The following is a 13,237-nucleotide window of genomic DNA, read 5'->3' on the forward strand; positions in this document are numbered from 1 at the left end:
CACCACCAGCAACGCGGCGGCAATGGCTGCCAGGGTTGCAGTACACAGAGGGCGCACGGTGAGATCAGCGGCTCGCCCGGGCCATGACCTCGGTCACCACCCGGCAGGTCGCCGCCATCTCCCGCTTGCCCAGGGTCGGATGCACCAGGAACAGCAGGCTGGTCTCCCCGCAGCGCCGCGCGTTCGGCAGGCGCTCTTTCGGGCCGAATCCGGCGTCGGTAAAAGCCTTCTCCAGGTAGATTTCCGGGCAGATGCCGCTGAAGCAGGGGATACCCTCGGCGGTGATGGCGTTCATGATCCGGTCGCGGTCCCAACCCTCCCGGAGCCGTTCCGGGCGGACAAAGACGTAGTACTTGTAGTAAGCGTGGTCGATGTCGGCCGACGTTTCCGGCACCCGCAGCGCCGGGATCTTCCTGAACGCCTCGTCCAGCAGCGCCGCGTTGCGCTGCCGGGCCGCCGTCCACTCTGGCAACCGCCGCAACTGGATGCGGCCGATCGCCGCCTGCATCTCGGTCAGCCGCCAGTTGCTGCCGAAGGATTCGTGCAGCCAGCGGAAACCGGGTTGATGCTCACGGTTGTAGACCGCGTCGAAGCTCTTGCCGTGATCCTTGAACGACCAGGCCTTTTCCCATACCGCCTTGTCGCTGGTGACCAGCATCCCCCCTTCCCCGCCGGTGGTCATGATCTTGTCCTGGCAGAAGGAGAAGGCCGCGGCGTCGCCGAGGGAACCGACCGGGCGTCCCTTGTAGCGAGCCCCGTGGGCCTGGGCGCAGTCCTCGATCACCTTCAGGTCATGCTCGCGGGCCAGTTCCATAATCGGGTCCATGTCGCAGGGCCAGCCGGCCAGGTGTACGGGGATAATGGCCCGGGTTCGCGGGGTGATCAGCGGGCGGATGGTGGCGGCGCTGATGGTCAGGCTGTCCGGTTCGACATCAGCGATCACCGGCACCGCGCCGCGCATGACGATGGCACTGGCCGAAGCGATGAAGGTGTAGCTGGTGGTGATCACCTCGTCGCCGGCACCGATGCCGAGTGACTCCAAAGCCAGTTCCAGGGCCAGGGTGCCGTTGGCCAGGGCGACGGCGTATGGCGTCCCGCAGGCAGCGGCGAATTCCTTTTCAAACGCGCGGCCCTCGGTTCCAGTCCAGTAGTTGACCTTGTTGGAGAGCAGGACGTTTCTGACGGCGTCGGCTTCTTCTTCGGTGAAGGAGGGCCAGGTGGGGAAGGGGTTTATGGTCATGGGCATATTTCCTGATTATGAATTTTAGATTTTGGATGTTGAATGGAATTCAAAACCCGGCATTCAGCGTTCAAAATTGTCATCACCACCGCAATGGCGAACCGAATGAGAGATGCGCGCTGCGCTGAGGGGAGACGTCAAGTGTTACAAACCTTTGCCTCGAACTTCGAACTCGATATTTCACCCGATGTTCTTCTGGGACTGTCCCCGTTTTCCAGCGGGACTGTCCCACTCAGGGTTCAGGACGGATCGGGCGGTTCATTAAAAGGTACCCGTCCCCCTTGGGTTCAAAAACCCAAAAACCTGTCAGCCGCAGATTTACGCAGAAAATGCGGATCAAGCAAAAACCCAAAGCCTTTTGCTTTTGCCTTTGGCCTTATCTGCGTTCATCCGCCCCTTCTGCGGCTCATCCAGCCTTTGACTTTCATTTCCGCTGATTCGAGAACGCCCGCCTCTTCACTTCCGGCTTCGGTCCAAAATTGAGCAACAACCCCACCTCCACCCGTGTTGCTTTGAGGTAGTTCAGCAACTGTGCCTCATGCTCCGGCTGCAGAGAGCGAACAGCCTTGACCTCGACAATCACCTCTCCGGCCACCAGCAAGTCGCAGAAATATTCACCAACCCGGCAATTCCGATAAGTAACCTCAACAGGCACCTGCGCCTCAGCCTTGAGATTCATCCTTTCAAACTCAACCAGCAGGGCTTTTTCATAGACCTTTTCCAGGAATCCATAACCCAGCAGGTTGTAGACATTGTAGAAACAACAGATGATCCCATCCGTAACATCCGCATGCAGACGGTCTTCCATGACCACCTCCTCAGAAAAGTTTGCTTTCTTTTGCCCTATCAGCGCTCATCCGCCCTTTCTGCGGCTGAAAAAGATTTGCCTTACACCTCGAACCTCGCTCCTCGAACCTTGAACCTCAAGCCCGTCAGCCGCAGATTTACGCAGAAAAAGCAGATCAATCCAACCCCCTAAATCCTTCGACCTTCTGCTTTGGCCTTATCTGCGTTCATCCGCCCTTTCTGCGGCTGAAAAAGTTTTTGCCGTGTCTGGACCTGCCCCCTCACTTACTCCCTCAGCCTGTTCGCTCCCCGATCCCGGTAAAACAAAACCCCCGCATCAAATTCTGACACGGGGGTCTCAATTCTGAGGTTCCGGAAAAGCTTGTCGTCGCCGGATTCCGGAACCTGCTGCCCGAAGGCAGTCTCACAAGCCCGATTGATCGGGAACACCAGAATCATCCCCTATTTCAGATGGTCTGTCAAGCGCCCCAGGCCAAGGGCAAAGAGGACCCCTTTCTGAATTTCCATAAAATCCTTCGGAAGAATCTTCTCAGCCACATAAACCCGCTGACCATCTTCCCTCTTAACCCGCACCCGATCCAATCGGGCCAGAGAAACCGTTGCCGGCATATCGCATTTTGCCCAGGTTTCCTTTCCGGCAAGATTGCCCGGCAGAGAGCCCGGCATCAACCGATGGTGGTACGCCTCGACCGGTTCGGGGCAGGTTGTACTCAGCGGCACAACAATACAAAGCTGTGTCTTCCGCCTTGGGCGGGGCGATACGACCACGACAGGCCGTCGTTTGATCATCTCCGGCATTTTGAACCCGGCTGTAAAGTCACAAATCAATACAGTCCCGGGTTTTGGGTGAAACTTTAACGCCATTGTCTGCCCCCCCCTCGGAGTCTTAGCAACAGCAGGTCTGGAACCAATGATGAGTTTTGAATTTTAGATGGTGAATTGAATTCAAAACCCGACATTCATCATTCAAAATTGCTCATCGCTCCGAGATGACTTTTGCCGGGTTACCGACCACCGTTACCTCATCCGGCAAATCACGAATCACCACCGAACCCGCACCAATGATGACATTCCTGCCAATGGTCAGATTGGGAATCACCGTGGCACCGGCGGCGACAAAGGAACCGTCCCCGACCGTGACCGTGCCGCAAAGTGTCGCACCGGGCGCGATGTGGACATTATCGCCGATGACGCAGTCATGATCGATACTGGCATGGGTATTGACAATGGCATTCCTGCCGATGGTAGCTGCCGCATTGATCGCGGCGTTGGCCATGACTACCGAACCCGCTCCCAGAGAAACGTCACGGCCTGCCTGGGCGGAGGGATGGATGGCTGTCACGAGTTCAAAACCATGCTGTTCCAGCCAGGCGGCAACAGTTCCCCTTGCCCGATTGCTGCCGATAGCCACAATCGCCTTGCGAGGGGCATCAACCTTCGCCAGAAGATCTTCTTTGCCGCCAAGCACCGAGTAGCCGAAAAAGGTATCCCCCTTCAGAGAGAGATCGTCATCGACCAGAAACTCAATCTCGTAGAGACCCTGCTTTTCGACGATGTCGATCACCACCTTGGCGTGACCGCTGGCACCGAAAATGAGGATTTTTTCTTTCATAAAAAATCCGATTCTTGATTTTGGATTCTAAATGTTGAATGTGCGGGTCACCCCACTAGGCAATTCAAAATTCACCACCCAAAATTCAACATTGCTCTTTTGTTGTTTTCACGATGGAGGTCAAAATGCGAGTGATTGATTCAGCCTCTGATAAAAGTGGATCAACTTCAGCTTTTTGGAGAGTGTTGCTGTCTCGCAGCAGACGCAGCCAGTAGCATGACTCCCTTGCCTCCTTCGAAGCGATGGACATTTTGGAAATAAAGTCAGCTCGGCTTTGCGCGGCCTGAGCCTCTTCAACATTCGCCCCGATACTTGTCCCAGAACGAAGAAGTTGCTTCGAAAGAACAAATTCTTTGCTCGCCTGCAGCCCCTTGTACAGTAAGATGACCTGCAAAGCAAAATCATAACTTTTCTGTCGAATGACATTCCCTTTTTTCACTCATCCCTCGAAACTCAATAATGAATTTTAAATTTTGGATGTTAAATTAATCCAAAATCCAGCATTCAGAACTCAAAATTGATGTCAAGATTTACTCCCAGTAAATTTTGACATAGTAGCTTCCCCCTCCTGACTGATCCCCTCGCGCTTGAACACCTTGGCAAAGGTCATCCAGAGAATCTTGATATCCAGCCACAAAGATCGGTTGTCCACGTACCAAACATCGTACTCGAATTTCTGCTCCCAGCTGATCGCATTGCGCCCATTGACCTGCGCCCAGCCGGTGATCCCCGGCCTGACCTCATGCCGCCGGGCCTGCTCGGGTGTGTAACGATCCAGATATTCCATCAGCAGCGGCCGCGGGCCGACCAGGCTCATCTCCCCTTTGAGGACATTGAGCAATGCCGGGAATTCGTCCAGGCTGGTACTGCGCAGAAATCGTCCGAATCGGGTCAGGCGTTTTTCATCCGACAGCAGGTTGCCATCAGCGTCCCGTTCGTCGGTCATGGTGCGGAATTTGTACATGATGAAGGGTTTGCCGTGCAGGCCGGGGCGGGTTTGGCGGAAGAGGATGGGGGAGCCGAGTTTTTTGCGCACCAAGACACCAACCAAGAGTATTATTGGAAGAATGGCAAGCACACCAGGTATTGTCAGTAAAAGATCAAAGGCACGCTTCATGACAAAGGAACTCTCATTTCACGTTCAGCAGATCAATGTACTCATTGTGAAGATCTTTCCAAATCGTGCTTGGCTGGAAATCTTCCAAAACTCTTTTACGCCCAGCCACACCATGTTTACTTCTCAGCAATGGGTCAACAAGGTATGTAGATAGAGCTTTCTCCAAAGCATCTGCGTCACATTTAGGCACAAGTGTCCCGGTTACCCCATCAGAAACAGAATCTACGCAACCTGGTATGCAGGTGGCGACAACAGGTACCCGCATCGCCGAGGCTTCAATCGCAACCAAACCAAAACCTTCACGATGGGTAGGAAAGGAAAGCACGTCCATAACAGCATAATAAGGGGCGGGATCGTCGACATGACCAATCAGATGAATTCGTTCATCTGATTCAAGTTTCTGCTTGGCAGCTACAGGGATGCTATCCTTATCCTCAAAAGGACCTACTAACAACAGGTGCAGATCAGAAAATTTTTCGCGTAGTATGTCCCAAGAAGCTATTAATTCCATAATCCCTTTATCTTTAACCAACCTTCCGACAAAACCGACCACTAAGGCAGTCCGTGGAATATCTAACGAGTCACGCAAGCTCCCGGCATCATGCTTTTCTGGGTCAAAACGAACCAACGCATCGACACCATTAATACTACCGTTATGAATCACTTGAACCTTGTCATGACTTGAAAGTTTTTCATCACGAACCTGTGCAGCAAGAGACACACTCACGCAAAAGACACGGTGTGCCAAAGCACATGAAATTTTTTCCGTAAGGCAAAGCAACCGGTATTTGAAGCCGGTCGCAGTCACATGAGGCAAACCATGAACATTATAAACACGAACAGGAACACGCATTAGAAAGGCCGAAATCATTCCAAGCAACCCTCCTTTTGGAGTATGTGCATGAACGATATCAGGTCGTAATTCCTTTATGAGTCGACAAAGCCTCCAAAGTGACACTAAGTCTTTAAATGGCGAGATCGCACGTGCCATTTCGATACCATGAACAGGCACATCCTCTCGTTCAGAAAAAAGCTCTAGAAGTTCACCGGGGGAAGATACACAGTGGACATTTGCACCTTGCTCCTGCATGTACCGAGCCTGCCCATCTAAAAAATAATAGAGAGACTGTGCGACGGTCGCTACATGTAGAAGCTTAAAACCTTTTTGCATTTCCTCCATTTCAATTCTTACCAAGATGGTCTAGCATCAATCCAGCATAACGGGTTGCATCAGTAGTCCTTACAACCAGTAGTTCTTTGGCAGAATCGACCATTGTACGGAGAATTCGACGCTCAGCCAGACAAGCTTCGTCTAGGTTCAACTCGGGGTTAAAGAACTCGTGGGCCACTAACATCGGTGCCCTATGATAATTGAATTCGTACCTGTTCAGGTTTAGAGCCTTGCGATAAGCCTCATCAGACTTCTCATGGAATACCCCCTCATCACCCCTTTCAAGAATCGCAACATGTGTAATCGGTGCAGAATCAATCAAACGACGACTTTCCACATAATCATCGATTGGCTTCGGTTTTGTAAGTGGAAGAAGTTCCAGGGGTGGAAAAACCTTGGTGGCCTTATTTATAAATGCGTTTAAGCGGCCCTGATCAACACTAGAATAGTAACGAAATGTGCTTGTCCAAGGAACAGAATAGATCGTCTTACCATCCGTGATTGCTAGATCTTCTGCAATAAACCCTGCACCATGTTCCATACAAGACATCATTGCAGACAAAGTCTTACCGGTGTTAGGTGGGGCCAGTACCACTACTGTAGCGTTACCGCTCTGAAAACTTGAACAATGGACTGGTGTAAATCCCCTTTGCAATAATAAAAGGCTTGCAAGATCGGTAAGGATATAGCCAATGGAGTGCAAATTCATAAACCTATGAGTAATATATTTGAAATAATGTTTATTTACTAACAGATGTGGTTCTTCTGTCAGAAGGTCACGTGCCTCAATTTGCAATTCAGACCCAAAAAGAAAGTTACGCCTGTATCGGAGAATGTCACAGTTTGGCATACCGCTGAAATAGTGATATTTGCCAGGCAAGTCACTCCATTCGCCTTGACTTCCATCAGTCGACTCAATCTGATCAACTACAGTAAGCCGTATTTTTATGCGGCAAGCTTCAAAATCTTCCTGGGTCACTTGCGGCATATTCATGCCGTAGGACCATTTAAAATTAGAGGAATTAGTGCGGACACCTAAAACATGTTTTGATGCTACAAAAAAAATATCACTCATCTTATTTATACTCTCCTTAACACAAGGGTGTTTGTCGTAAATTCCAGTCTTTAGTAACATCTCTAAGGGCTAAATAAAAATCATTACGTCGACTCATTAAAACATCAGAGTGATATTTACGGGCTTTAGTTATATTTTCCCTGGAAAGCCTTTGCATACGCTCTGGATTTAACAATAATTCTGAAATTTTTCCTGCAAGTTGAACAGCATCTCCAGGTTTCACCATTTCAGAAGGATTTAACAACTCTGGGATGCCGCCTACTTCTGAACCGACACATGGAAGCCCTCTCGCCATAGCCTCAACCATTGCTCGGGGAAGCCCTTCAGTTAACGATGGCATAACAAAAATATCAGCACGGTCTAACTGATTTCTTACCAGTGACCCTGAACAAACTTGACCGAGGAATTCAATACGGCTTGAAAGTCCCAAATCTTTAACCATCGACATAATCTTTTGACGGTATACACCATCGCCCAACATTGTTAGTGCGACATTGTAACCTCCTTTTAAAAGGATAGACACAGCCTCGACTAAAACATCAGGTGCTTTATACATTTGTGCAAAGGATCCAACAAAAATTAATCTATACTGCTCACCACCACAGTATTTTCTAGGTTCGGGGAGATAAGCCTCTGAGGTTAATTCCACATCTGAGGCATAAGTAGAAAATGAGCTTTCTTTCGATGGATATCGTTGCTGAAGAGTATCCTCTGTAACGTAAATAGCTGCAGACGCGCCAGCGCATTGTTTACGCATCCTGCTGGTAAGCAGCCTTCGGGTGAATGGTCTGAAAGGGATACTTACCCCACCTTTTGCGAACACTTCCCATGGGTCACCAACAACTTCGACACCATAAGGTCGTTGGTTTTTTACCAGCGAAGCATGGGCCAACCATCCAATTTGAGAAGGTACCCTAATAATAATCGCATCAGTTTGTGCTAATTCTGAATGAACAGCATTTTTAATTGAAGCCTTTCTACGCACAAACTCCCATGGGCCTATATAATGCGGAATCGCTGTTACTGATACACTATCTCCATTAACCCGCACAGAATTGGTAGAGGCTACCGGCACATCAATAACTCGAGCACATATAGTCACATGAGAAAAAACAGTTAAATACCGACCAAAGAACTTTTCACTATAGCCAGCAGGTGACCAAACCACGTTGTCTTTGGTACGCATCATCCTTTGTTCTAAAAAAATTGATAATTTCATAAAATATTTCCAGAAAAAAGAATAGAGAAAAAGAAAAGCAGTTATGTTGTAAGAGTTTCAAGAAAAAATCCAAAACATCTATCCTCACAGTAAACATCATTGCACCATTCAACAAGGGATTTGAAGTTTGGCTCTTCTCTATAATTATTGTTCATATGCTCTTTCAGTAGGGAATACCCTTGTTCAGGCGCATCTGGTGGAATAAGCCAACAATCGTCCCATCCGGAAGGCAGAGATTCTAGAATCGGTGCGATATTTGAGGCGATAAAAGGCACACCGCATGACATTGCTTCGAGCAAGGCGTTTGGCTGCCCCTCTGAAAGAGAGGGAAATAAAAAAAAGTCGGCAATCTGCAATAGGTTGTCCACATCACTTCGCTCTCCAAGAAAACGAACATTCCCCAATCCTAACTGACTGGCCAGCAAGCCATGTTTTTCTTCAACACCTCGACCGGCAAAACAAAAACAAACATTGTCGTCTTTATCCTGTGCAATTTTTGCAATTTTCAACATACATGCGTGGTTCTTCTCCCATCGACCACTACCTACGTGCAAAACTACTTTCTGACCTGGTAAGATTCCTAGACTACTACGCACCATCTCTTTCTTGTAAGAAGAAAGGGCCGTTCTCCTAGGGATACCATTACGAATAAGTTGAAAACGACAGTCATCAACCACATGGTAGTCCTTAAAATAATTATCAAAAGCCGCTTGTGAATTACTCAAGACATGCGTACATAAAGACCGAACGATATGATTAAGCAAGCGCTGGTACAGAAGCTTGGACCTTGTAGGCTTGTAACTATCACACGCGGACCGGTAGAAGACCAAACGATTACGAATGTTAGATAAATATGAGACAAGGATGGGCAAAGCACCAAAATCACCAGTGAAATCGCAAATGGTGTCGTATTGCTCCGACATTAAAAAACGATGAAAACGAAAATAAGGAATTGGGTTTAAATACCCCATCGGCATCGAATGAATAACCACCCCAAGCTTTCTAAACTCAGACTCATAAGATCCGAACTGTCCTGACTTACAGGCTACATGTAATTGGTGTTCTGTATGCTTATTAACCAACCATCGAGAAAATCGTAGCATGTATGTTTCAAGACCACCTATCTCGAGAGAGTAACACAAAAAAAGTATTTTCATTGTCTACCATCTATAACCGATAGATTATCTATGTAAAGCTTGTCTATAAAATAAAATAGAATTAAAACCCATACGAATATATTCCACCCAAAAAAGAATGACGACCTATTCACGTATATACTGTAATATACATAGTATGCATATAAAAAAACCGAGACAGGGGAAAAGGTAAAACTATTTTTCCGCCCTATAAAACCCATAAACACACCCCACAAGAATGTGATTATAGGTATACCATAAGGACCATAATCTATATATATATCAGCAAGTGAAGACGTACCAGAACCAGATGAAAAAGTTCCCCTTGTAAGAATGTTTGTAAAAAACAGACTAGAAATGAATATATAATCATTTTCCTTATTCTTTTTTTCAACTTCTGTAAAGTATGAAGAAAAAGGAACAAGAGATGCAATTCTATACAACATGTTTAAACCATTATTATAAGAATAATATTCAGGGAAATATTTAGTAGCAATATTAAAAGTACCAAAGCTATTTGCAAGTTCAATTGTGGGCCATTTTGCAGGATTCGAAACCGCTTCCACTCGATTGATAAAAGCTTCCTTCAAGGTGACACTTCTACCCCTTGTGTCACCGACAACAACAAGCATCAAAGAAAGAATAATAGCAGCTGCAACCGCCTGCGAAAAACGCAATGGCTTCACCAAGACATAATATGGGGCAACAACTAAAGCTAGCGGTTGAAGATATGCTCCCCTGTCTCCCGAGAGGACAAACGGAACAAGTGTAACAATGATGACAGCAAGAACTCTCTTATCCCAAACGGAAAAATAACCACAAAGTGTATCTGGCTTGGCTAGAACAAGTCGGTATATTTCTAAAAGAATAGCCAAATAAAGCAAGACCATAAAAGCGAACCTAAAATGGGTTGACAATATCCCTCTAGGAAGAGTTGCACCCCCATAAGAAAACCCAAAATAGGAATAAAATCCAATACTTCTTATATAAAAAAAGAAAAACAATAACGATCCAAATACAACAAAGTTATTAACAGTCATAATCCTTTGATTTTTACTTTCAAAATTGCCTCCTAGTTCAACATTTATCTTTATGAAATTATCGTTATTGCTTCTTAAATACAGAATCTGTTCTCCACAAAAAAATGACGACAATCCAATAACCGCAAGAAGAACACAATATGAAATATTATGAGGGGCAAATATAACCTGATTTGAATAATGCGATAGATCGAATCCGGAGATATAACAGAATGGCAACTGATAATAAACAACACAGTATCCAAAAACAAATACAGGAACTGGATGACACCAATTTAGACTTAAATTTCTTTTCTCTCGACTTGCCCACAAACAAAGTTCAAATATTGCAGAAAATATTGCAAAAACAACAACACATAATCCATTTTCATCAGCAAAAAAAAGCACAAATGACAACAACAGTACAAAGAAATGCAATGTTAACGTTAACATAATATTATCAATCAACCTATTTCTCTTCGAACAGTTCTTGAAGAAAAGCTCTCTTTTCTACACGAGAGAGCCCTTTAGTATTAAGGGCTCTGGGGATTATTCCTCTCTGATAGTCTTCAACAGATTTTATGGTTTTAGAAGGAACTCCGGCCGCAACAGACCCTGAGGGAATATCACGAGCAACAACAGAACCTGCAGCAATAACACAATTATCTCCAATTGTAACACCAGGCATTATTATAGAATTAATCCCAATAAAAACATTATTACCAACCTTAATCGGTGCAATAATATCTAAATCTGGAGATTCATCTCGAAATACCCACACGCCACCATCATGGGTAATAAATTTTACACCTGAAGTTATGGTAACATGTGATCCTAGCGATACAAGATAAGGCTCTGAACCAAAAGTTCCCTCTGTAATGCCAATCAGACGACATCTTTCACCCACATCTACACCTAAAGTCCGTGCGAATTCAACAGGATCCTTCACCCTTTTATATGTCTTAATCATTTTTTTTAATCCTCGGACAATCATCACTAGATCTCCACTCCGCAAGCATTCTTTCCTATAAATTTTAACAATAATAATAAATAAACTGTAGCCTCTAGAATCTTTACCACGATCATTGCAATAACAACACCCGTCAGCCCAAATGGCCCAGCAAATAAATAACAACATATACCTAAAATGACTACACTCAACAAACTAACTAGCACCTGCACCCTAAAAAGACGCATAGCATTAATAGCTGAACCTAAAAATATGTAAGTATACTGAACGCCAGCAGCAATCATTAGAAGGAGAAAAATATCAGAATGTGCAGCATATTCGGATGAATAAAATAACTCCAAAAGAGAGTCCCCGAAAAAAAAAGCCACTAGAACGCCACAACATCCCAGCACGAAACCAATTGCAACAATTTTTGTTAGAAGACGCCTAAAAGCCTGATGTTTTTTTTCGGCGTGCAAGCGAGCTAATCGCGGGCTTGCTGATTGTCCAAGTGCATTAATAACAGTATTCCCAGCAAGCATAAAATAAGCAAGTGCTGAAAAAATTCCTAAATCGTAAACACCAAGTTGATGCTTAATAAAGTAGCGTGGGAGGTTTGTATACAATGAGCCTAGAGCAACAGCCCCACCCAACGGGAGAGTCAGTACCACTAAGGCCTTAATTCGCGCTTCATCCCAAACCGGTCTCAGCGTTTCATTTTTCCTCCGCCCCCTAAGTAAAGTTCTAGCTTTGGGAACATCGTAACAAACCAAGACTCCAGTCCAAACTGCAAACATAGCAGCCAATACTACTAACAGACTTTTATCCTGAACAACCAAGATCATAACTGCAAAAAAAGATATTATCCCTCTAATCATCAATGATTTTGATATACAGTCCATTCGTTCTTCTTGCTGAAATAGACCATAGATAATATCACTAAACGACTCTATTCCTTTCATCGCCCCTATAAGAATAACGATAAAAACAAGGTCGCTGTCATCACATATATACACAGCAAGCAGAACAATGCAAATAAAGGCTAAAACACTAGTCAACAACCTAGTCGCAAGATAATCACCAAATTGATACTCGTGCTTTTGGTCCGTAGCCTGAGCTGATCTCAGTTTAAGACTTGTAAATAGAAAAACAGGTGAAGTCAATGCAAGCGCGTATGAAAAACGACCTACAATTTCAGGTGAGCCGAATTTCGCGAAGCTTGCAATTATTCCCCACTGGCAAAGTGCATAAATTAAATTTCCTACAAGGGTCCATGAAAAATTAGTTTTTAAGGACATTCTATTCATATGAAGAAACCAAAGGGGGTAGCCTTAACAAACACACATCTGGAACTCCTAAACGGGACGCTATCACCTTACCTCTAAACCCTCAACCTCATCCCGCCCTCACAAACTCCAATATCTCAATCCAGTAGACTCAACGTCATCCCGCCGCAACAAGCCCTTCACATCTATCACCACCCCGGACCCATTGCCGTTACCACAAAGATCCTTCAACTGCTTCGGGGTAATATCCGCAAAGACATCATGCGCCACCGCCCAGACAACACCATCAACCGGTGCAATATCATTCAGGGTCACCAGTTCAAGCCCATACTCATGCCACGCCTCAGCCGGATCCGCCATGGGATCATGCACCAGCACCTCAACGCCGTACTCTTTAAGCTCGGCGATGATATCGACAACCTTGGTATTGCGAATATCGGGACAGTTCTCCTTGAAGGTCAGCCCCAGCACCAGCACCCGCGCCCCCTTGACCGTCTTGTCAGCACGGATCAGCTTCTTCACCGTCTGCTCGGCGACATGCTTGCCCATGTCGTCGTTGATGCGCCGGCCGGCGAGAATCACCTGCGGGTGGTAGCCGATCGCCTC

The 13,237-nt window shown here is 46.2% G+C and carries 14 protein-coding genes; all 14 read right to left on the bottom strand.

The genetic code is table 11. The features are described 5' to 3' along the window. Positions 1-64: 64 nt before the first annotated feature. Positions 65-1,240, bottom strand: coding sequence for a DegT/DnrJ/EryC1/StrS family aminotransferase (locus B5V00_RS14855; protein WP_085011604.1), 1,176 nt, complete (start codon positions 1,238-1,240; stop codon positions 65-67). A gap of 424 nt (positions 1,241-1,664) precedes the next feature. Beyond that, a complete protein-coding gene (locus B5V00_RS14860; RefSeq protein WP_085011605.1) occupies positions 1,665-2,048 on the bottom strand; it encodes a GxxExxY protein in 384 nt (127 codons plus the stop codon). Between the two features lie 440 nt (positions 2,049-2,488). Continuing rightward, positions 2,489-2,911 carry a type II toxin-antitoxin system PemK/MazF family toxin gene (locus tag B5V00_RS14865; protein ID WP_085011606.1) on the bottom strand — a complete coding sequence of 141 codons (423 nt, stop codon included), beginning with the start codon at positions 2,909-2,911 and terminating at the stop codon, positions 2,489-2,491. A 112-nt stretch (positions 2,912-3,023) separates the two neighbouring features. Further along, positions 3,024-3,659, bottom strand: coding sequence for an acetyltransferase (locus B5V00_RS14870; RefSeq protein WP_085011607.1), 636 nt, complete (start codon positions 3,657-3,659; stop codon positions 3,024-3,026). Positions 3,660-3,744: 85 nt separating this feature from the next. Then, entirely contained in the window at positions 3,745-4,098 is a 354-nt protein-coding gene (locus tag B5V00_RS14875) for a four helix bundle protein (RefSeq protein WP_085011608.1), read from the bottom strand. Between the two features lie 84 nt (positions 4,099-4,182). Next, positions 4,183-4,776, bottom strand: coding sequence for a sugar transferase (locus B5V00_RS14880; RefSeq protein WP_085011609.1), 594 nt, complete (start codon positions 4,774-4,776; stop codon positions 4,183-4,185). Positions 4,777-4,789: 13 nt separating this feature from the next. Next, positions 4,790-5,956 (bottom strand): glycosyltransferase family 4 protein, encoded by a 1,167-nt coding sequence (locus B5V00_RS14885; protein ID WP_085011610.1) that lies wholly within the window; start codon positions 5,954-5,956, stop codon positions 4,790-4,792. A 1-nt stretch (position 5,957) separates the two neighbouring features. Next, positions 5,958-7,022, bottom strand: coding sequence for a hypothetical protein (locus B5V00_RS17040; protein ID WP_139800797.1), 1,065 nt, complete (start codon positions 7,020-7,022; stop codon positions 5,958-5,960). 16 nt (positions 7,023-7,038) lie between these two features. Continuing rightward, positions 7,039-8,241, bottom strand: coding sequence for a glycosyltransferase family 4 protein (locus tag B5V00_RS14895; protein WP_085011612.1), 1,203 nt, complete (start codon positions 8,239-8,241; stop codon positions 7,039-7,041). Positions 8,242-8,282: 41 nt separating this feature from the next. Further along, positions 8,283-9,398 (bottom strand): glycosyltransferase family 4 protein, encoded by a 1,116-nt coding sequence (locus tag B5V00_RS14900; protein WP_085011613.1) that lies wholly within the window; start codon positions 9,396-9,398, stop codon positions 8,283-8,285. Beyond that, entirely contained in the window at positions 9,395-10,864 is a 1,470-nt protein-coding gene (locus B5V00_RS17045) for an oligosaccharide repeat unit polymerase (RefSeq protein ID WP_139800798.1), read from the bottom strand. Before B5V00_RS17045 ends, B5V00_RS14900 begins: the two co-directional genes overlap by 4 nt. Before the next feature lies 1 nt (position 10,865). Continuing rightward, positions 10,866-11,390, bottom strand: a complete 525-nt coding sequence (locus B5V00_RS14910) for an acyltransferase (protein ID WP_245803993.1) — start codon at positions 11,388-11,390, stop codon at positions 10,866-10,868. A gap of 2 nt (positions 11,391-11,392) precedes the next feature. Next, positions 11,393-12,652, bottom strand: coding sequence for a lipopolysaccharide biosynthesis protein (locus tag B5V00_RS14915; RefSeq protein WP_085011615.1), 1,260 nt, complete (start codon positions 12,650-12,652; stop codon positions 11,393-11,395). Between the two features lie 99 nt (positions 12,653-12,751). After that, positions 12,752-13,237, bottom strand: a 486-nt coding sequence (locus B5V00_RS14920; RefSeq protein ID WP_281249717.1) for a UDP binding domain-containing protein, incomplete at its 5' end; no start/stop codon positions are given.

Origin of the sequence: Geothermobacter hydrogeniphilus (assembly GCF_002093115.1) — a bacterium.
Taxonomy (GTDB): Bacteria; Desulfobacterota; Desulfuromonadia; order Desulfuromonadales; family Geothermobacteraceae; genus Geothermobacter_A; species Geothermobacter_A hydrogeniphilus.